Origin of the sequence: Solitalea agri (genome assembly GCF_023914155.1) — a bacterium.
GTDB classification, from domain to species: Bacteria; Bacteroidota; Bacteroidia; order Sphingobacteriales; family Sphingobacteriaceae; genus Solitalea; species Solitalea agri.
Genome location: NZ_JAMWYS010000036.1, coordinates 299,861 through 320,887, shown reverse-complemented (window position 1 = coordinate 320,887; position 21,027 = coordinate 299,861). Strand labels below are relative to the sequence as shown.

The window sequence follows — 21,027 nt, the reverse complement described above, 5'->3', positions numbered from 1 at the left end:
TTTGTACAGCAGGAACTGTTACCTATTAAATTTAATCAAATTTTACTGCTTTTTAAATAGCCGTCTAAAACAATCGCCTTTCGTGGTATGAAACGAAAGACGATGGCATTATCGTTTAATTTATAGACTAAACTTTAGTTTTAACCTTATCCCATTTTTTTATCTGCCAGTTTACTGTTGCAGTACAAACAAGGTTATTCTGTAGATCATAAACCGGCAACTCGAAATTCTTGAAAACCGCATCATTAAACATCAGCTCACTATTTATCGATTCGGCATCTTTAGTATCAAACCTGAAGTTCACATTTACATCTGTTTTGCCCTGAAAATGATAGTCCATGTGCAACTCTTTCATAATAATGCGATAATCTGTAGTCCCCAATACATTCATCAATTGCAAGCCACAGGCATATTCACAAAGTGTGGCCAACCCACAGGCATGCAAGCCTTTAATATGATTCATGTTTTTACGGATATAAGGCATTTTAATTATTACTTCGTCTTCCGTTATACTCGTAATTTCAAATTTATGTGGACTGTTAAAGGGGATTGCTCTCCACAAAATCCGGTTTAATATCCAACGATCAAATGACGACTTCTTCGCTTTATTGATAAAACTATTCAATTGTTTCATATTGGCTGTTTCTCAATTTTTTACTCCTGATTAATGATAGTGGTTTTGGTTCCTGAAAACTCATGTTGTAAATTGATCAGGGCTTCTTCCACTTCATTTACTAATCGTTTAGTAATCTCACTTGTTGGTAAAATATCGTTGATTAACTCAACAGACTGACCTGCACACCATAAGGTTTTATAATTATTCGGATGAATGGCCGCTTCTAGTTTTTTCATGCCTTTTACCTGAACCAGCATTTTGAAGTATTTCTTAGTGGTTTTATTGGAAGAAAGTAATTTTTCGAACCAGTTTTGCTTATAACCCATTTTTTGAGCATATGGAGTATTGATAATGTTGCAAGGAGTTCCAGATAACTTTTCTGTTAGCACTATGTCTTCCATTTTAGCATCAATTATACTCTGCTTATAGGCATTACTTACTGTACTTTCTGTTGAATTGATAAAGCGTGTACCAATAGAAACACCCTGTGCCCCTAAACTTAATGCCGAAAGAATTCCTTCTCCATTGGCAATACCGCCTGCCGCAATAACAGGAATAGCTGGAAAATGATGTTTTAACGAAGGAACCAGCAAATGAAGCGGACTCGGCCCTGCATGTCCACCAGCGCCCTGCCCCACAGCAATAAATCCATCGCAGCCTAAACTTGCACACTTGGCTGCATGTTCAATATTGGTAACATCACAATAAACCTTGCCTCCGTACGAATGAGCCAATTCAATTACCGGCTTTGGATTTCCCAAAGAGGTAATATAAAATGGCACTTTATGATCGCCGCAAATCCTTAAGTGTTTTTCAAACAAGGGATTTGAACGCTGAACAATTAAGTTAACCCCATAATTTCCAGTAAATTCTGGATTTAATTCTTTATAACTCTGTAAGTCACTTAACACCTTTGCCAGCTCACCTTCATTTCTATAGTTCAAACTTGGAAAAACTCCCATTATTCCGCTCGAAATTGCAGCTCGCATCATTGCCTCATTGGAAACCAAAAACATTGGAGCCATGATAATTGGATATTCAATTTCAAGCTCCTTTGTCATTTTATTGCTTATCTTCATATAATCAAGCGTTTACGGTACCTATTAATTGAATTGGGGTTTATAGTGGCAAGATAAATAAAGAAAAAACAATCTCAAATAATTATGCATGCATATTAATTTATTTTGAATAAAATTCGCTTTTTGAGATAAGAATATTATTTAAAAGAAATATTTCATGATTTAGTTCAGTTATTTATCATTATAAAAATCGTATTCTTGCCAATACTATAATTAATAAACCTCGTATATAAGCGTTACCAAACCGCTTATTCTGCAATAAATTATTAACCAATGGATGTAAATACTATTGTTGGACTGTTTGATTCTTTGGAACAACGCTATTCTTCAAAGCCCGTATTATGTGCTAAGGAAAACGGTAGGTGGAGAGAATACAATGCTAAAGAATTTAAAGATAATGTAAATCGATTGAGCACCGGTTTAATTGCTCTTGGAATCGGCAAAGACGACAAGATTGCAAACATGTCTTTTAATCGCCCTGAATGGAATTTTGTAGATTATTCCATTGCTCAAATTGGGGCTATTCATATTCCCTTATACCCTACTTTGGCCGAACAAGACATTCGGTTTATTTTAAATGACGCAGAAGTTAAGGTAATTTTTGTTTCTACAAAAGAGATTTACGACAAGGTCAACAGTCTAAAATCTGAAATTCCTTCTTTACAAGCTATTTATACTTATGATGAGGTTCAGGAAGCAGAATCGTGGAAAAAGCTTTGCGCCCATGAGAACGAAATCAATCAGGTTGAAATTAACCGACGTAGAGATCAAATCACCGAGAATGATATTCTTACTATCATTTACACTTCGGGCACCACGGGAACTCCCAAAGGCGTAATGCTTAGCCATAAAAATATCGTAAGCAATATCAGGGCTCTGCACGATTTTATACCTCCTGGTGTTGAACGCTCGTTAAGCTTTTTGCCTTTATCGCATGTTTTTGAACGCGTTGCCGGCTATCTATGTATCGATCTAGGTATAAGTGTTTATTATGCTGAAAGTATCGAGGCCATCTCTGCTAATCTGCAGGAAGTTAAACCTCATTTTTTCACCACAGTCCCTAGATTACTCGAAAAAATCTATGATAAAATTACCATTAAAGGATCAGAACTTACCGGTGTTAAAAAACAACTGTTTTTCTGGGCGTTAAATTTAGGTTTGACATATGAACTGAATGGAGCAAATGGTTGGTGGTATGAAATGCAATTGAAAATTGCAAATAAGCTAATATTCAGCAAGTGGCGGGAAGCTTTAGGCGGTGAAGTTAAACTAATAGTATCGGGTGGTGCCGCATTACAAAACCGATTGGCGAAAGTATTTATGTCGGCAGGAATTACCGTACTTGAAGGCTATGGTTTAACAGAAACTTCACCGGTCATAGCAGCAAATCATTTCGATCCAAAAAATTATAAATTCAATACTGTAGGAAAACCCATAAATAATGTTGTGGTTAGAATTGCAGAAGACGGGGAAATCCTGTGTAAAGGTCCTAATGTTTTTGTAGGATATTATAAACGCCAAGACTTGACCGAGAAAGCTATTGATGCTGAAGGATGGTTTCATACAGAGGATATTGGAGAACTTGACCGTGACGGTTTTTTAAGAATTACCGACCGGAAGAAAGAGATGTTTAAAACTGCCGGGGGTAAATATGTGTCCCCTCAAGCCATTGAAAACAAGTTAAAGGAGTCATTGCTTATTGAACAAGTACTTGTAATAGGAGAGAATCAGCGATTTCCAGCCGCGCTTATTGTTCCCACGTTTGACAATCTAAAGGAATGGTGTTCCCGACATTCGATCAATTACACTTCCAATATCGAAATGATCAAACATCCCGAAGTGCTGGTTAAGTTTCAATCGGAAATTGACAAACACAATAAAGTGTTCGGAAAATGGGAACAAGTGAAAAAGTTTGAACTACTTCCTAAAGAATGGACAATCGACGGTGGTGAAATGACACCCAAGTTAAGTTTAAAACGAAAAGTAATTTTCAATAAAAATCTTGAGCTTATAGAACGAATATATGCTCAATAAGCTTTAAAAACAGCCAGCAACATTTATTTTAAAGGGAGCACATCTAGCTATGTGTTCCCTTTATTTTTTCCTTAACTATACTTCATTTTTTTGATTCCATGTGGCTTATTTTTTGTTTAGCCTAAAAGTAGATTACTACAATAATTCCTAATGCCAAAATAATAGTTAACTAAAAACTAAAAAGAAAAAATATTTGTTGGCATATTGGAAATTTAATCTATAAAAATATATTTGTACTAAATACTGTTTTGGTATAAGGTTTAATAAAGGCGAACGATTTTGCTGTTGGTGTTAAATTATTTAAATTTTATCGATAGGTTCAGTATTAATATTTAAAAGCCAACTCAAATCAATACACACCTTAACCTTACCTTATGATGCGAATCAATACTATCGTAGACCTGCTTAACACTTTACCCGAGCGTTATAATGGCAGAGAGGTGCTTGCCAGCAAAAGAAATGGAAAATGGGTAACCTACACAGCAGAACAATTCCGTGAGAATGTTGACCTGCTTAGTCTGGGTCTACTGCAATTGGGAATTGGTAAACATGATCGGGTAGCAAACATGTCACCTAATCGACCTGAATGGAACTTTGTGGATTTTGCGATCCTTCAGATCGATGCTACTCATGTCCCCCTATATCCTACCCTTGCAGAAAACGACCTAAAATTTATTTTAAATGATGCCGAGGTAAAAATTCTTTTTGTAGCTAATCAGGAGCTTTTTGATAAAGTTCAGCGTGTGCGATCAGAAATTCCATCATTAACATCGGTTTACACTTACGACGATGTTGTTGGGGCAAATTCTTGGGAGCAAGTAAAACAATTAGGGCAAAAAGGAGATCGTTCAATTCTGAAAGAATGGAATGAAATGGTTACTCCAGATGATTTGGTTACCTTAATTTACACTTCAGGAACTACAGGAAATCCTAAAGGTGTCATGTTAACTCATAGCAACTTAACCAGTAACGTATTATCCTGTCAGAAAATATGCCCTGAGGGCACACTTAAAGCATTAAGCTTTTTACCTCTTTCTCACATTTTTGAACGAATGGTTGTTTATATGTACATGTCAAAAGGCATTTCAATTTACTATGCCGAAAGCATTGACACCATTGCAGCCAACCTTATGGAAGTAAAGCCTGACTGCTTCTCAACCGTTCCCCGATTATTAGAAAAGGTATATGATCGTATTGTCGCCAAAGGTTCTGCTTTAGCCGGTGCAAAGAAGAAGCTTTTCTTTTGGGCGCTTGATTTGGGTCTAAAATATGAACATGACGGCAAAAATGGCTGGCTTTATGAACAACAACTTAAACTTGCCCGCAAGCTAATTTTTTCCAAATGGAAAGAGGCATTGGGTGGAAATGTTAAAGCAATAGTTTCTGGAGGAGCGGCATTACAGGAACGTCTTGCCCGTGTTTTTTCAGGAGCCGGAATACCTGTATTAGAAGGCTACGGATTAACTGAAACTTCACCTGTGATTGCTGTCAACACGTTAGAACCAGGGGGGCATAGTTTTGGAACAGTGGGTAAAGTTATTGAAGGTGTTGAAGTAAAAATTGCCGAGGATGGTGAAATTTTGTGTAAAGGGCCAAATGTGATGAAAGGATATTATAATCGTCCCGAATTAACAGCCGAAGCTATTACTAATGGATGGTTTCATACGGGAGATATTGGGATAATTATTGATGGTAAATACCTTAAAATTACTGACCGTAAGAAAGAAATGTTCAAAACAGCTGGAGGCAAATACATAGCCCCTCAAGTTATTGAAAACAAATTCAAAGAATCAACTTTTATTGAGCAGATCATGGTTATTGGAGAAAATCAGCGTTTTCCATCAGCTATAATTGTACCTGCATTTATAGTACTAAAAGATTGGTGTGAGAAAAATAATATTCAATGTTCTACCAATGCCGAAATGGTTAAACATCCTGAGGTTATTGCTAAATATCAGCAGGAAATTGACAAATACAATGAAACATTCGGCAAATGGGAAAAAGTGAAAAAATTTGAAGTGCTAAGTAAAGAATGGTCGATTGATGGAGGCGAACTTACTCCGAAGCTGAGTTTGAAACGTAAAATAATTTTAGAGAAGAATAAAGCACTTGTTGACAAAATTTATGCTCAAACTGAGCAAGTTGCTGTCTAAGATAGTTTGTTTTGTGTTTGTAAGGCTGTTTCAATGATGGAGCAGCCTTTTGTATTATCAGGGCATTTCAAAAAGCTAGAACTTCATTGCATAGAATAAAGAATACAATGAAGTTCGATGTAAAATATTAGTTGGTAGTCACTCTAATGAATAATATAAACCTATATTACTTATATACTCCCATAAAAGGCATTAACTAGGCAATCCTTTATCCATTCGCACTGAATTATAATCATCATTTATTATTGGGTTATCTAAAATATCAGCATCTATATCTGATAACATTGAAGTAGATGAGTAATTCGGATTCTGTATATATTCTTTGTTACTTTTAAATTCAACTTTAAATCTTACCTTAATATTAGAAAACCTATTCCAGGTTGTATTTGCAGGCTGGTAAACAACTTCTGAATTAAGATCTTCCATGATATTCATTAGTACTGGCGCCTTCGTTGGTGGAACTGTTGTCACACAGCCAGGTTGGTTAATTCCAATCCCAAGAAACACCGTTCTAAATGTTTTAAATAAAATCTCTATATCGATTTTAAAACTTGCATTTTTAACATACCAAATATCATAGGAAAGTTTCTGATCCCAGGTTAAGGAGTTTCTCCCATTTACCTGAGCCCATCCTGTGATACCCGGTAAAACATCCTGCCTACATCTTTGTGAGTCGTCACTAAATAGCAGATATTCCCGCATTAAAGGACGAGGTCCCACTATGCTCATTTCACCTAATATAACATTGAATAACTGGGGAGTTTCATCGAGAGATGTTTTTCTAATAAAAGTTCCAATAATAGATAATCTTTCATCATCAGGAAGCAGTTTACCATCCTTTCCACGAGCATTGCTCATTGTCCTGAATTTGAACATTTTAAAAGGTTTTTCGTACCTGCCGGGTCTAATTTGAGCAAAGAAAGGATTTCCTTTTAAAGAAATCGCCAATATAATTGAAAGGAGAACAAAGACTGGCATAAGCAGTATACATGCCGTTATTGAAATAGCAAGATCGAGAGCGCGTTTAGATAGAGAGTAATTCATTGATAAGACAGTTTAAGGTTTCACATATATTGTAAAGTAGAATTGTTTATATATTAAAACGGACTAAAAATTTAACAGAAGTAACTGAGTTACTCCATTAAAATTACCTATGCTGCAACACAAGCAAAGTTTGAATCAACAAGAATACCGAATAAAGGATTGTGGAATGTTTATGAATACACTTTGCCTATTGACAAACTTGTTTAACCAAGAGGAATAAACAAAATCAGCCGATTTGAAATGATTTATAAAAAGGCAATTGGCCTGAGATAATCTTTTCCTTAGAACGCTAAGATGTGCTGACATCTTAAGAAGGCCAAAATGTAGAAGTCCCAGATGATGGGATAAGAAATATAAAGTAAAAAAAGCTTCTTTTTTTACTTTGAGAGAGAGCGTAAACATAGATATGAACTGAGTATCAAACTCTTACATAAACAAACTAGTATTTGACTGTTCCATACTTTGCAATTACTTAGCCAAAGTAACTTTTCATTGATAATTGAACAATAAATAAAGGTTATCCTTTTATGAATCAACAAGCTTAATGACCCTTCAAACCTTTATTTAATACTGTAGAAACGGAATAACGACTTTAAATAGATTGATTTAAGTTACAATTTTTTTGTCATTTTATAAACTACACGGGCTCAAATTCTTACGAGCTAACCGCCATTAAAAATCCCTTTTATGTAAAAAAGTATACAATTTAATATGAAAACTATTGAGAAACGCCACTGCCAAATTGGATGACAAAAAAAAGAAATTCTAATAATAAGGGTCAGCCTAGAACCTTACTCCCCGATACCTGATCAGAATATGAGAACAAACTTCACACTATAAAATTCGCGGAGTAACAGCAATTGAAAAACCTATTTCCCGAATAGATTATTAAGAAATTTAAGGCCTGGATTCTCTGATTTAACTCTTGGACTCAAAATTCGCATGGAAGATGATTGGTTATTTAAGAAGTATCTATTTCATTAATTAAATCTCTAATATCAACCTCTCATTCTTTTACATTTTCCTAACCCTTATTTACTAAAGTCAAAAGTTAAACATAACTAACTTATAGTTACATAGTTGCGTTAGCTTAAGCAAAAAACTCTCATTTAGGGAATACAATTCCCCTTAATGATATACATAAACCACTAATTTTTTAACCGCATTAAAAATTACACTAAATTTTTATCTCCTAAAATGCTTTCGGGTTGAGGCTTCCATACTCCAAAAAAATATCAATAGTTAAAATATATACTCAACTATTAATATTAAATAATAAAGCTTAAAATATTTGTTTAATCAGAAGCGCTCCTACAAACACATAAACTACTCATTTTCAAAAGAATCCATCATAGGCATTCTTATTGCAAAAACAAGCCGGAAACAGTTCTCAGAAATTCTGATGTGACAGTTCTCCACGCTTTCTACTCTCACAAAATTTTATTGGCAAATACTTTTTGCTCATTAATGAGCATTGATTAAAACTTATGTCTGTATCATTTTAGACCTACATATATATCTAAAGTATGATTTAGATAAGAGTCAATATCAAGTGAATATGATTTTTGGGAGGAATAAAAGAATTCTTCAAACACTATCAAACCAACTTATTAATTAATAATTATAACTCAAAACGAAAATTAAAAATGCGCAAGAATTTCTTTAAATTAGAGCATAACAAGATTTGCAAAATCAATATGCTTCCGTTCTTATTCGCTTTCAGTTTTTCAGCTTTAGTTTCTTGTCAACAAGAGGAAATTAATGGACCAGCAGCCGACACATCCATAAAGGCAAGAGATTCCTCAAATTTCAACAACACATTAGTTACTGAAGCCACCACAGTTACTCCTACTTACACGGTGAGCACTTATGACCAATTAAAGTCAGCTTTATCAAAAGCTAACAGTGGCCAGGTTGTGTACCTTGCGGATAATGCGGAGATCAACATGACTGGTAAAGGGGCTTTAAAGGTTCCTGCGGGTGTTACTTTAACCAGTGGGCGCGGCAAAACCAGCACAACCTTAGGTGGACTAATTTATACAACTAATGTTGCTCATGGCAATATGTTAACCGCTGGTGGCTCTGGAGTAAAATTCGTAGGCTTAAGAGTTAAAGGAGCTAATACAACTACCAGCAGAACGTCATCTGCCTATTGCCGCGGCATATATTCAAGTTTTCCAAATTTAGAAGTCGACAACTGTGAGATTTATGGATGGAACCATGCAGGTGTTTATTTGGCAGATGGGGCAACAAATGCCTACATTCATCATAGCTACATCCATCACAATCAACAGAGTGGATTGGGATATGGTATTAGCATGGGTAAAGCAACGGCTAAAATCATGAACAATTACTTTGATTATAACCGGCATGCAATAGCAGGCTCTGGAATTAGTGGGTCAGGCTATGAGGCAGCTTATAATACTGTAATGCCACACGGGACCGAACACTCATTTGATATGCACGGATACGGAGGAGATGGGGCAAATTATATAGCAGGAGATTATGTAATTGTTCACGACAATCTCTTCTATATGACAGCATACAGCGCAATTACAGTTAGAGGAACTCCTAGAGAAGGGCTAAATATTTACAATAATAAATTTGCCCATAAATCACAGATCGATGCAATGAATATATATACCTCTACAAGTAAAAGAGTAATCGGCACTAATTCTTATAGTATTGTTATATCTGCAAGCATAAATCCAGGTCCAAAAAGCTTGTAATAAAATATCATTTCATTTGGCCCCTATTCCGACGAATGGAATAACTGACTTAAATAAGAAATCCCCAGCTTCAGCATGGGGATTTTTTATTCTCCTAAAGATCAAATATTTAAAATTTATAAGCTGTCCTAAGATTCTCATTTGGCAAAACACTTAAGACACCATCTAACATTTTTTTTGCCAAAATATTCTTGTCAAATTGCTGTACAGCTATAATTCTGGCGTTTTCCACATACTCACTAATCAGTTCTCGATTGGCAGAAAGTTCGATTAATAAATTAGCTAACCCAACAGGATCCGTTGCATCTATTGTAAATCCACAAGAATTTTCAGTTAAAAAACTCTTTATCCAACCTTGCGTAGTTTGAACCACTGGAAGGCCAGCGGCCAATGATTCGAATAATTTATTTGGAGAAGAGGTATCTAATAAAGGTGCACTGGCTAACGGAATGAGCGATACAAATGATTTTTGCAGCAAAGCCACCAATTCTGTTTTAGGCATTAGATCTAGTATTATAAAATTGGAAACCCCCTCCTCTTTTGCCTTACTTTTAAGGAATTCTTTCTGCTTACCGTCACCAACCAATACAATTTTTATTTGCTTATTCCCTTGTCTCATTAACTCTTTTGCTGCATTGTATAATAATTCAGAGTTATTGGTTGTTCCAATATTACCTGTATAAATGGCAATCAGATGTGAGCTAAAGTAATCGGGAACTTTGATAGAATTAATAGGTCGGGAAAAAAGATCGATGTTTGCAGAATTGGTAACCGAAATTATCTTATCCAAATTAAAACGCTGTTTAATATTATCCTGCATTCCTGGAGATAAAACCACAATAAGATCAGCAGCTTTATAGCAAGCCCGTTCCAATTTATAAGCAATGTTTTGAGCAAATTTATTTTTTAATCCGCCTAATTCAATGATTGCATCTGGCCATAAGTCTCTTACTTCAAATACGAACTTTCTTTTTTTGATATATTTTGATATTAAACCCGGAATACCAACTGTCAGAGGCCCTGAAGATGCAATTACTACATCAGCAGGCAATGATAAAGCATAATACGATGCTACTAAGCCATACTTAATAAATGAATAGAGCCGAGTAAAAATCGAACTCTTATTATTAACCTTAACGTTTATAATTTTAACCCGAATACCATCTATTATTTGCTCATCTATAAAACCATTTGCCTTTAAATCCGACTTAGCAAAAACACTAGTTATAACAGTAACCTCATGGCCCTGCTCTACCCAATACTTTGCAAATTCATATACGCGAGTTCCCCAAGAGCCTTTGGGGGTTGAGAAATACTGATAAAAATATACTATTTTGAGCATGATAAATGTATTTGTAAAAGTGTAACTCGCTAGTGCTATTTTACTCCAACAGATTCTCCCTTTAGAATATGTCCAGTAGAATGATTGGTTAATAATTCAGTTATTATGTTAACAATACGTTCTGCTGATCTACCATCCCATAACTCTGGAATTCCACCCTCCTTCCACTCTCCTCTAAACAGCCGCTCCATTGCCGGCTTTATCGCAGAAGGCTCAATACCCAGTAATTCATTAGTTCCAACAGTACATGTTTCAGGCCTTTCCGTAGAACTTCTTAATGTCATACACGGAACATGCATAATCGTCGTTTCTTCTGTAATTCCTCCTGAATCTGTTATTACTGCTTTGGCATTTTTCACTAAATAGTTAAACTCGAGATAGCTCAATGGTTCAATAAGGTGCAGATTTTCTGCATCAATGTTTAACAGATTAAACATTTTAGCCGTCCTTGGATGTACAGGAAAAACAATTGGCAATCCCTTTGATGAAGCAATAATCTCTTCCATCAGATCTGTAAAGGTTGATGTACTATCAACGTTTGAAGGACGATGCAGGGTAACAACTATAAACTCATGCTTTTCGAGATTCAAAATATCCCATATTGGAGGTTTCTTAAGATAAGGCATTTGCTTGATTAAGGTATCAATCATCGTGTTACCCACAAAAAAGATTCTATCTTCCTCAATACCATTTTTAAATAGGTTTTCATTTGCCACTCTGGAGGTGGTAAAGAAATAATCCGTTATTGAGTCAGTAACAATCCTATTGATTTCTTCAGGCATAGATAAATCGCCAGATCGGATACCCGCCTCTACATGCGCTACCTTAATACCTAGTTTCTTTGCAGCAATAGAACAAGCCATTGTTGAGGTGACGTCACCAACCACCATACATAAATCAGAGGGAGATTTAAGTAATAATGCTTCATACCCCATCATAATTTTACCGGTTTGCTCTGCTTGGGTTCCTGAGCCAACTTCCAGATTCAAAAAAGGGTGAGGAATATTTAGTTGAACGAAAAAATCTTCGCTCATTTTTTTATCATAATGCTGACCGGTATGTATTAATCTATATTGAAGATCAACTTCATTATTAGACTGTGTTTTTTCAATAGCATTAATAATCGGTGCGATCTTCATAAAATTAGGACGGGCACCTGCGATGATGTCAATTAACATAGAGAGTGTAAGAATTAGATTAATAATTAAGTTTATAACAGGTTCTTTACTTTACGAAGCCACCCATCTTTTATATGATTCTATCATTTTTTGCTCTTCATTTAACCATGTATAATGCTCTAAAACAGCCCTTCTGCCTCTTTCCCCCATTTCTCTGGCTTCATTATCATTTTTCATCAAATAATTGATTGCCGCAGCTATTTCTTCCGGATTCGTTGGATCAACACATATACCGCAATTATGTTCATCTATAATACTTTGCCATAAAGGGAATTTTGAAGCAATAACCGGTATACCGGCAAGCATATATTCAAACATTTTAACCGGCAAAGAATCGATATAGTTAATAGTAGGCTGTAAGGTTACTAAACCAATTTTAGATTCATCCAATACCTTTACCACATTTATCCTATCTAGGAAACTTAACTCATTGACCTTTGACCATCCCTCGTATGCTATTACCTCATTCCTCAAAGAATCTGATTCAAATACTCCTCCTAAATTAAGTCTTAAGCCATTGGTAAATTTCATTGCCTGAACCATCTGCTTAATACCCCGCACCTCTGAAATCCCTCCTATATAGCACAGAACCTGCTTCTTCTTATTCCAATCATTATGTTTTATACCTTCAGTCATAATTGGATAATTTCTTACCTCAATTACATTCTTATTTAACTTATGATAACGTTCTTTTATAAGAGGAGTCACTGTCACAATTCCTGTCATCTTTTTTGATAAAATCCCCTCGTATCCTTCGACTAAAAATGAAAGAGGTCTTTTCATAACGGAAGGAATATAAGCCTTAGCTAACACCTGACGAGGCAAATCTTCGTGAACATCATAGATAACTCTTTTACCTTTCCTTGCTAACAACCAACCAACAATCAGCAGCTCTGGATCATGAATATGATAGAGATCTGAATTAAGCTTTAAAGCCTTACTATAAATTCTATAACCGATACTTGTTACTCTCTCTAATCTATTTTTGTACTTGCCAACATCATGGATTTTTACTTTATCTTTTTCTTCATATCCATTCCCATCAGCAACAATTAAATTAACATCATAACCTGCATTCGCTAAACTTTGACATTCCTTATAATAAATTCGTACATCATACCTCCGATGAACCGAGGTCAAATGGCAAACCTTCCTTTTTTCGAGCGTAATCATAATAAGTAAAAGCTTTTAATAAATCATCTTTAAAAGAGTCTTGAATTTCTTGGAATCTGTTTACAAAAATCAGACCTCTCTAACCATCTTGTGATCAACTATATAAATTGGCTCTGATTTCTTATTTCTTGTTTCTTCAAAAATCAATGCATTACAAATTGCCAAAAAACAACCCGACAAAGCAAAAATGTCTTTACTATTACTGAGATAAAGCGAGACAAATGCAGTTAAAAAGAAATAAGTAATAATTAAACCATACCTCAACAATAGCTCCTTATCCTCTTGCTGCCTAACTTTTCTTATCATCTTTATCATGTAATTAAACAGATAAACAAAGAAAATAATAAGCAGTATCATCCCGGGAATACCTGTTTCAAATCCTATTTCAAGAAATAAATTATGAGGAGTATCAATGATGTCTTCGCCAGTCATTTCTCTTGCAAAAGAACCAAAACCAGTACCAAAAACAGGTCGTTCTAAAATCAAGTCAACACTTTTAGATTGGTATGAAACACGTGTATCAAAAGATTTATTCCCTCTAACAGAGGTAATGCTACCAAATCGTTCAATAAGACGTTCACTTCCTTCCCATGATAAGAAAACTGCCCCGATTCCAATTAAAACTCCATAAAACAAAACGAGCTTCTGAACATTAACGATATACTTTAATGAATAGTAAACTACTATCATTAATGTACCAAAGAGAATAGGGCTTCTTGCTCCTAAAACAACCATACTAATAAAAAGCAAGAGTTTAAAAAGTATATCAGGAAGCTTATTTTTTGGAAGATTTAGTATTAGGGCACTGCATAAAAAAATAGATAGAAATAAATAGTTTGGAACAGCTGTTTCCTCTTGCTTCCCAATTATGGTAAACATTTCCATTTTATGCATTACAAAGGCCCTTATTACTAATAATGCCCCAATCAACGCATAAGCATTGTAAATAGATATGAAATATTTAATATCATTTTTGGTTCTAATAAACAGAAAAGGAATAAAAAACAAAATGAACACTAGTACCGTTTTCAGCAGTTTGTGCTTAAATATTTCGGGGGAAGATGTATAAATACATGAGAATATAATCCAGGTTAATAAGGCTCCCAGTATAATCAATATCTGCTGTATGTTTTTTGAAATAGGAATTGTTTTAGGAGAAATAAAATACAATAAGCCAAGTCCCAAAAAACCTACATATAATGGATCCAGTACCCATATCGGAATCCATTTTAGATATCCAGACTTTAGAACAAGCATGAAAAAAAAAGCAAATAAAAATGTTCTAAAAGAAGTACTTATCATATTCCTCAATTTAAACAAGCGCTTTTACCAGCTGAAAATATTTCAGCTTTTGATTCTTAGATATAACATAATTGTTATGATAAAGCAGGCTAAACTCCCCTCCATAAAACTTACATAATTTACTTAATTCGATTACTTTCTGAACCGCATTTTTAAAATCAGCCATTTTAAAAATAGAATGATCCATTACAATTAATGGCCGCTCCAAAAGCTTAAGTCTTTTTCTATTCTTTAGGTCAAATACTTTATAGGGATAACAAGTACCCGCTCTAAAACCCATTAACTCGCTTGAACCTACTGAAGAATCATAATCTGCACCCATTTCGTCCCATATAGACCAGGTAACAGGATTTTTCCATCTCAAGTAATGGTGTCTTCCTCCCCAAAATTCTTGCCGAACTCCTAATTCACTACATAGCCGTTTAAACTTCTTAAATTCACTCTGAGTTTTCTGCAGGTCGCAATATGTTGTATAACTAGGATGTACTCCTAAAATATGCCCCCTTTCTCTAACCCTTACCATTAAATCTTTATAAAATTGTTTTTCAATATCATACCGGACATCAATCGTTCCCTTTCCCTGCTCCACAATAAAATTAAATTCACTAACAACCCCTAATGACTCACTAACATCCATTAAGTAATCGATGTTATTCATAGGATCAGGGTTCTCATGTAGTCTTTCTTTCTTTACAATTTTTGAGTAGAGTCTTCGGGTCAATAAAGCTGGTGATTTCCTTATGAACAGATCACCAGCACAGCTTTTCAAAAAGTTTTCAAGATTAACTTCATGAGAAAGTGAGTAATCCATATCGTGGCTTAAAACAAGTTTATAGTTTTTTTTCTTTGGAGAGATATAATTGAACTTTGTTCTTAACAACTCTTCGAGTATCAAAACATACTCATTAACAATTGGTCTATCGTAAATACCTTCTTTATAAAGTATTGATTCCCGGCTAGGAAATCGACCATGCTTATCAGTTACCTCGGATGTAGCTTCTTCATACAGCGTTAGACAAAAAAATATGCTTCCAATTAAATCAATATCGAAATAAGAATATTCATCATCTTTAAAAAAAGGTCTATGGTCACTTGCTCCGTATAGTACAGGAACAGTATGTTGAATAAACCTATCTTTTTGAAATTCATCCAAACTTCTTCTTTTTAATGGCAGCTCAGGAAGAGTAGATTGATTTAGCCATTTATCATATGGAGTTTTAAATAATATTTCAGGAAGTATTATGCGACCATTTTCTCCTCTAACATTTAGTTCTACATCTAAACGCTCATCCTCAAACAACAATTCATACTCCACCCCTATAAAGTCATTGAAAATAACATCACTTATATATCTTTTCTCTTCATTATAAGAATTGGGAAATTTTATAATTAATGTACACATAACGAATCTTTGACATTATATTTTTCCAATAGAATCAAACCCAAAAAAGAGTGCCAACCTATAAAGAAATCTATTGGCCTTATAAATAGAATAATAGGGTAGCTGATTGGCTCCAAACTTTACTAAGACCTTTTCATTATCCAGCGACAACTTTCCAAAAAACTCCATCTTATTTACGTTCAATGAAGCTATGTCAACAGCTTTATTTACCATGGAGATAATGGAATCATCATTTGAATCTTTACCCCCCCATATTATTGTATAGGCACTATTTGAATCCCAAACAACTAACATTAGGCTTTCAACACTACCGGTATGATTTGTACAACAAATAACCTCACCTGCATCGAGTTTTTTTAACGCTTCATAAACCTTATTAAATACTGAATAAGAAGAAAGCCCCTGTTGTTTTCGTTTCTTACACTGATCTTTAAAACTCTGGTATTCATGAACAGATGGAAGTCCAGTCTTAATTACACTCCCCCCTGAATGAAGGTCCTTTTGTTTCCTGGCAGGCATGACCATTTTGAGTTCTTTCCATTTTAGTATATTATCAATTAAATGAGAATAATTAACTGTTTGATGAAAGCCCTTCCAATAAAAAGGTTGCCAATTTGTAAAGTGACTGCCGAAAGTCTGACTTATGAAAGAAAGGTTCGGCAATTTGTTTATTAATTCATTACAAACATGTTTTTCATGATGCGCCTTTTTATAAATCTTTGAGGATGTACTTGGTCTGATCCACACGCCCATGAACGGGGTCAATGCGGGCACTTTACTTATTGTGTGATTAAATTTTCTTTGAATAAAATAAGGCCAAGCACCTTGAATGATTCCATCGGCCTCCACTAGTACCACATCCCAATTATCTTCTCCACATACTAAATCTAACCACCAATCTTTATTAAATACAGGGATTGCATTCTCTTGCTTGCATAGTATTCTGAACTCCTCTTTGCAAGTTAAAGAAACAGCTGAAGTTACCTTAACTTCCCCTTCTCCATTTAGAACATGTTTATCTTGATAATAGGTTATAATCATGGTTTTCTCAGTTGCTAAAAAACTCTTCCTTAATAAAATTAATTGTGTTCAGAAGTTTAGAATTTGTTTTAGATAAATTAATATACGGCTTTGCAATTGCTCCAAAACGGCGAAAGGACTCCGCAACCTCCTCAATCATACTTCCTTCAAAATCAAACGTATTACAATGAATACTTGCCATCTTAATACATTCCAAAACCGCCAAAGTTGCTGCTCCACAGTTTTTCAAATCCGGGTTTATCGCATTTATTAAATAATACGCTCTATCCGAATCCCAAACCAAAAACTTTGCACAATGAATATTACCTTGAGGATCAACTGCGTAAACAACTCTCCCAGACCTATTAGAGTAAACAGAATTATATAAATCTGTGAACAGCTTCTCTGAATATGAAATTATTTTATTTCTCTTAAGTAAGGATTGGCTGTAAAACTTATAAAATTCGCTAGCAGGGAGATCATATTTTATTTCAATTTGTTCCTTACGAGCCCTATTCAATTGCTGCCTTTTATTTTGATCAAAACCACTCATAACTGTATCAATATCCCGTATATTCTCAATCACATAGGTATAAGATGTAGACAATTGGAATCCACTATTATTACTGAAGGTACTTTCTTTTAATTTGTAATTAAATGATTGATGGAAACTTGCAAAGCCTGAAATTTTCATTGCCATTTCTGCGAATAATTCTTTTTGAAAGAAAAATTTTTCATCTTCTCTTTGCCCGGGAAAAGTTCTAAACCAAATGTCTGTAAACTGAGTTAATTTAGGCTTAGTGATCACTTTAACTCCGTGGCGGATTTTAAAATAAAGTGGCCATGCAGCCATTATTACTCCTCCCCTTTCAACAAGTATTGCATCCCAATAACCCTCACAACACACAATATCTAACCACCAAGCCTGGTTGAAAACATGAATACTGGATGCTTCCTGTTTACAGAGTTCTCTATACTTAGATTTATTTACCGTTTCCATATTAATTTACAGATAGATATAATTTATTGTTAGAATCTATTTTAAAAAATATATCCAAACACTTTCTATTATTTAAACTATCCATATCAGCTAAAACATCTTTGCTGTAACAGCTAATCGTTCAATTTCTGAATGATTGCTTAATTCTTTAATATGCTTCTTATTCGATGGGTTTGTTGCGTAAATCCGCTCAATAATTTCCACTACTTTTAAACCTTCTAAAGCATTAGTAGTTATTGAGCATTTATCTTTTAGTGTATCTACTACATTTTCAATTACGTAATGATGATTTTGAGCAGAACCTTTATATGCCCCATAATCATTACCTGGATTTGTTGGTGCAAGTTGAGGCATTGTATAGTCCTTTATTTGACAATACTCCACCTTATCCATGTACTGCCCTCCTATCTTCACGCTGCCGTTTTCAGCTATTATGGTCATACTGCTTTCAAGGTTTTCATTCCAAACAGAGGTTGAATAATTGATACAGCCCATTCCTCCTCTTTCAAGATCAAAACTAATAAACCCGCTATCCTCAAAATCAGTAAGGCCTTTGTGGTTAAAATCTGCGAATTTGGTTTGAGTATTCTTTAGGTCACCGAATAACCAATACATTATATCTATAAAGTGTGAGAATTGGGTAAAGAGAGTTCCTCCATCAAGATCTTTCGTCCCATGCCAGCTGTCTTTAGTATAATACCTGTTATCTCTATTCCAATAACAGTTAAGCTGTACCATGTAAATATTTCCAAGTATACCTGAATCTACAACCTCTTTAATCCAAACTGAAGGTGGTGAATATCGATTTTGCATTACTGCAAAAACTTGCTTATTAACCTGCAATGCTTTGTAAATCACTTTTTCGGCATCGAGCTTTGTTAATGCCAATGGTTTTTCAATAACAACATTTTTCCTAGCCTCTAAGCACTTCAGAGCTTGAGATGCATGATATCCATTAGGTGTTGCAATATTTATAACATCGACAGGTATTTCAGAAGAGAGAAACTCCTCAAGACTTTGAAAGAAAGGAACATTAAACTGATCAATCTTTAATGAAGAACAGTCTTTGATATCTATAAGTGCAACCAGCTCGGCCTCTGGATTGCGTAAAATCATCTCTGCATGACGTTTGCCAATATGGCCACAGCCAACTACAGCAAACTTGATTTTCTGATTGAGAGCGTACATAAATAAATGATTGAGAGTGTAAACTAACTTATTCTAGAAACATTATTATTTTCAATTTTATATTTCTGACTACTTTCCGGACAAATTGCTATCCCTTGATTATCAAAACTTAACCGATGCCCATACTCACCTACCCATCCAATTTGCTTTGCAGGGTTCCCCACAATTAATGCATATGGAAGTACATTCTTTGTCACAACAGCCCCCGCTCCAACAAAGGCATAAGCCCCGATATCATGACCACAGACAATTGTAGCATTGGCGCCAATTGATGCTCCTTTACCAACATGAGTTTTAGCGTACTGATCTTTTCTATTGATAGCACTTCTGGGATTTATAACATTTGTAAATACCATCGAAGGACCAAGAAAAACGTCATCATCGCAAGTTACTCCAGTGTAAATGGATACGTTATTCTGAACTTTAACATTATTCCCCAATACAACTTCTGGTGAGATTACAACATTTTGGCCAATATTACATCGCTCTCCAATTTTACAACGACTCATTACATGACTAAAATGCCATATTTTGGTACCCTCCCCTATTTCAGCCCCATCATCAACAATTGAGGTTTCATGAACGAAGTAATCTTTAAGTAGATCAGGCGTATTGTTTAATTGAACTGACATATGAAATTACACTGTTAGTAATAAAATCTAGTTGGACTTCGTCAAGTTCTGTATGCATTGGCAATGATAAAACCTGTGCACACAGAGCTTCTGATACCGGAAAATCTCTTTCATGATATTTTTCGGAACGAAAAGCTTCTTGCTTATATAAAGGCAATGGATAATAAATCATAGATGGTATTCCTTGCTCTTCTAAATGTTTCTTAAGTCCATTGCGATGTACCTCACTTAACTTCAACGTATATTGATGAAATACATGAGTTGAGTTAGGTTGTCTTTTGGGTATTTGAACGCCTTCTATTTTAGAGAATGCTTCATCATACCTATATGCCGCATAATTCCTTGATTTTGCATATTCATCAAGTTTTGCAAGCTTGACATTTAAAACAGCAGCTTGAATGGTATCTAATCTGGAGTTTACTCCAACAACTTCATGATAATATTTCTTTGACTGCCCATGGTTGGCAATCTTTTGAAGCTTTTTAGCAAAAGTTTCATCGTTGGTCATCAAAGCTCCTCCGTCACCATAGCATCCCAGGTTTTTGGATGGGAAGAAAGAAGTACAGCCAATATGTCCAATGGTTCCTGCCGATTTAACTATGCCATTTGAGAAAGTATACTGGGCACCCAAAGCCTGCGCAGTATCTTCAATCACGTATAATTGATACTTTTCGGCAAGCTGCATGATTGGCTCCATATCACAACACTGACCAAAAAGATGAACAGGAACTACTGCTCTGGTTTTTGGAGTTATTGCTTTTTCAATAAGATCTGCCGTAATATTAAAAGTATCCGGATCAACCTCAACCATCACTGGTGTAAGCCCTAATAAGGCAATCACTTCAGCAGTTGCAACGTAAGTAAAGGCAGGAACAATAATTTCGTCACCTGATTGCAGGTCTAATGCCATCATCGCAATTTGAAGTGCATCAGTTCCATTTCCACAGGTAACTACATGATTTACATTCAGGTATTGAGCAAGATTTTCCTGAAAGAGTTTAACTTCCGGACCATTAATAAAATAACCGTCATTAATGCAATTTTGTATAGCCGCATCAATGTCTTGCTTTATTTTAAGGTATTGACCTTTAAGATCAACCATTTGAACTTTTTCCATAGAGAGCGAGAACTTAAA

At 34.9% G+C, this 21,027-nt stretch carries 16 protein-coding genes; 3 read left to right on the top strand and 13 right to left on the bottom strand.

From position 1 onward, the window contains the following. Positions 1-127: 127 nt before the first annotated feature. Both NF867_RS12375 and NF867_RS12370 read right to left on the bottom strand, forming a co-directional pair. Entirely contained in the window at positions 128-634 is a 507-nt protein-coding gene (locus NF867_RS12375; RefSeq protein ID WP_252588311.1) for a PaaI family thioesterase, read from the bottom strand. Positions 635-654: 20 nt separating this feature from the next. Continuing rightward, a complete protein-coding gene (locus tag NF867_RS12370) occupies positions 655-1,695 on the bottom strand; it encodes an NAD(P)H-dependent flavin oxidoreductase (RefSeq protein WP_252588310.1) in 1,041 nt (346 codons plus the stop codon). Between the two features lie 273 nt (positions 1,696-1,968). On the opposite strand from NF867_RS12370, the gene NF867_RS12365 reads away from it, so the two are divergent. Both NF867_RS12365 and NF867_RS12360 read left to right on the top strand, forming a co-directional pair. Then, the gene (locus NF867_RS12365) at positions 1,969-3,729 is read left to right on the top strand and encodes an AMP-dependent synthetase/ligase (protein WP_252588309.1); all 1,761 of its coding nucleotides are present in this window, start codon (positions 1,969-1,971) and stop codon (positions 3,727-3,729) included. A 374-nt stretch (positions 3,730-4,103) separates the two neighbouring features. Beyond that, positions 4,104-5,882, top strand: coding sequence for an AMP-dependent synthetase/ligase (locus NF867_RS12360; protein WP_252588308.1), 1,779 nt, complete (start codon positions 4,104-4,106; stop codon positions 5,880-5,882). A 192-nt stretch (positions 5,883-6,074) separates the two neighbouring features. Here the strand turns inward: NF867_RS12360 and NF867_RS18400 are convergent, their stop codons facing one another. Next, entirely contained in the window at positions 6,075-6,926 is an 852-nt protein-coding gene (locus tag NF867_RS18400) for a sugar transferase (RefSeq protein WP_279640077.1), read from the bottom strand. 1,646 nt (positions 6,927-8,572) lie between these two features. On the opposite strand from NF867_RS18400, the gene NF867_RS12350 reads away from it, so the two are divergent. Beyond that, the gene (locus NF867_RS12350) at positions 8,573-9,655 is read left to right on the top strand and encodes a right-handed parallel beta-helix repeat-containing protein (protein WP_252588307.1); all 1,083 of its coding nucleotides are present in this window, start codon (positions 8,573-8,575) and stop codon (positions 9,653-9,655) included. Between the two features lie 109 nt (positions 9,656-9,764). Here NF867_RS12350 and NF867_RS12345 read toward each other — a convergent pair whose 3' ends face one another. From NF867_RS12345 to NF867_RS12300, 10 genes are all read right to left on the bottom strand, one after another. Beyond that, positions 9,765-10,997 carry a glycosyltransferase family 4 protein gene (locus tag NF867_RS12345; RefSeq protein WP_252588306.1) on the bottom strand — a complete coding sequence of 411 codons (1,233 nt, stop codon included), beginning with the start codon at positions 10,995-10,997 and terminating at the stop codon, positions 9,765-9,767. A 35-nt stretch (positions 10,998-11,032) separates the two neighbouring features. Further along, positions 11,033-12,175, bottom strand: coding sequence for a non-hydrolyzing UDP-N-acetylglucosamine 2-epimerase (wecB, locus tag NF867_RS12340; protein WP_252588305.1), 1,143 nt, complete (start codon positions 12,173-12,175; stop codon positions 11,033-11,035). Positions 12,176-12,226: 51 nt separating this feature from the next. After that, a complete protein-coding gene (locus NF867_RS12335; protein ID WP_252588304.1) occupies positions 12,227-13,348 on the bottom strand; it encodes a glycosyltransferase family 4 protein in 1,122 nt (373 codons plus the stop codon). 69 nt (positions 13,349-13,417) lie between these two features. Next, positions 13,418-14,650, bottom strand: coding sequence for an O-antigen ligase family protein (locus NF867_RS12330; protein WP_252588303.1), 1,233 nt, complete (start codon positions 14,648-14,650; stop codon positions 13,418-13,420). Between the two features lie 10 nt (positions 14,651-14,660). Then, positions 14,661-16,052: a polysaccharide deacetylase family protein gene (locus NF867_RS12325; RefSeq protein WP_252588302.1), complete on the bottom strand. Its 1,392-nt coding sequence runs from the start codon at positions 16,050-16,052 to the stop codon at positions 14,661-14,663. Positions 16,053-16,067: 15 nt separating this feature from the next. Further along, entirely contained in the window at positions 16,068-17,093 is a 1,026-nt protein-coding gene (locus NF867_RS12320) for a hypothetical protein (RefSeq protein WP_252588301.1), read from the bottom strand. A gap of 7 nt (positions 17,094-17,100) precedes the next feature. Then, complete coding sequence (locus NF867_RS12315; RefSeq protein WP_252588300.1) at positions 17,101-18,072, bottom strand: GNAT family N-acetyltransferase; 972 nt, start codon at positions 18,070-18,072, stop codon at positions 17,101-17,103. 90 nt (positions 18,073-18,162) lie between these two features. Continuing rightward, positions 18,163-19,260, bottom strand: coding sequence for a Gfo/Idh/MocA family protein (locus NF867_RS12310; protein WP_252588299.1), 1,098 nt, complete (start codon positions 19,258-19,260; stop codon positions 18,163-18,165). A gap of 23 nt (positions 19,261-19,283) precedes the next feature. Further along, on the bottom strand, positions 19,284-19,892 hold the full coding sequence (locus tag NF867_RS12305) for an acyltransferase (protein ID WP_252588298.1): 609 nt from the start codon (positions 19,890-19,892) through the stop codon (positions 19,284-19,286). Then, a complete protein-coding gene (locus NF867_RS12300) occupies positions 19,864-21,009 on the bottom strand; it encodes a DegT/DnrJ/EryC1/StrS family aminotransferase (RefSeq protein WP_252588297.1) in 1,146 nt (381 codons plus the stop codon). Before NF867_RS12300 ends, NF867_RS12305 begins: the two co-directional genes overlap by 29 nt. Between the last annotated feature and the right edge of the window lie 18 nt (positions 21,010-21,027).

Coding starts and splice junctions, on each gene's coding strand:
- NF867_RS12330 (WP_252588303.1), bottom strand. CDS start 14,650: ATGATAAGTACTTCTTTTAGAACATTTTTATTTGCTTTTTTTTTCATG.
- NF867_RS18400 (WP_279640077.1), bottom strand. CDS start 6,926: ATGAATTACTCTCTATCTAAACGCGCTCTCGATCTTGCTATTTCAATA.
- NF867_RS12360 (WP_252588308.1), top strand. CDS start 4,104: ATGATGCGAATCAATACTATCGTAGACCTGCTTAACACTTTACCCGAG.
- NF867_RS12315 (WP_252588300.1), bottom strand. CDS start 18,072: ATGGAAACGGTAAATAAATCTAAGTATAGAGAACTCTGTAAACAGGAA.
- NF867_RS12345 (WP_252588306.1), bottom strand. CDS start 10,997: ATGCTCAAAATAGTATATTTTTATCAGTATTTCTCAACCCCCAAAGGC.
- wecB (WP_252588305.1), bottom strand. CDS start 12,175: ATGTTAATTGACATCATCGCAGGTGCCCGTCCTAATTTTATGAAGATC.
- NF867_RS12370 (WP_252588310.1), bottom strand. CDS start 1,695: ATGAAGATAAGCAATAAAATGACAAAGGAGCTTGAAATTGAATATCCA.
- NF867_RS12365 (WP_252588309.1), top strand. CDS start 1,969: ATGGATGTAAATACTATTGTTGGACTGTTTGATTCTTTGGAACAACGC.
- NF867_RS12300 (WP_252588297.1), bottom strand. CDS start 21,009: ATGGAAAAAGTTCAAATGGTTGATCTTAAAGGTCAATACCTTAAAATA.
- NF867_RS12335 (WP_252588304.1), bottom strand. CDS start 13,348: ATGATTACGCTCGAAAAAAGGAAGGTTTGCCATTTGACCTCGGTTCAT.
- NF867_RS12375 (WP_252588311.1), bottom strand. CDS start 634: ATGAAACAATTGAATAGTTTTATCAATAAAGCGAAGAAGTCGTCATTT.
- NF867_RS12320 (WP_252588301.1), bottom strand. CDS start 17,093: ATGATTATAACCTATTATCAAGATAAACATGTTCTAAATGGAGAAGGG.
- NF867_RS12305 (WP_252588298.1), bottom strand. CDS start 19,892: ATGTCAGTTCAATTAAACAATACGCCTGATCTACTTAAAGATTACTTC.
- NF867_RS12325 (WP_252588302.1), bottom strand. CDS start 16,052: ATGTGTACATTAATTATAAAATTTCCCAATTCTTATAATGAAGAGAAA.
- NF867_RS12350 (WP_252588307.1), top strand. CDS start 8,573: ATGCGCAAGAATTTCTTTAAATTAGAGCATAACAAGATTTGCAAAATC.
- NF867_RS12310 (WP_252588299.1), bottom strand. CDS start 19,260: ATGTACGCTCTCAATCAGAAAATCAAGTTTGCTGTAGTTGGCTGTGGC.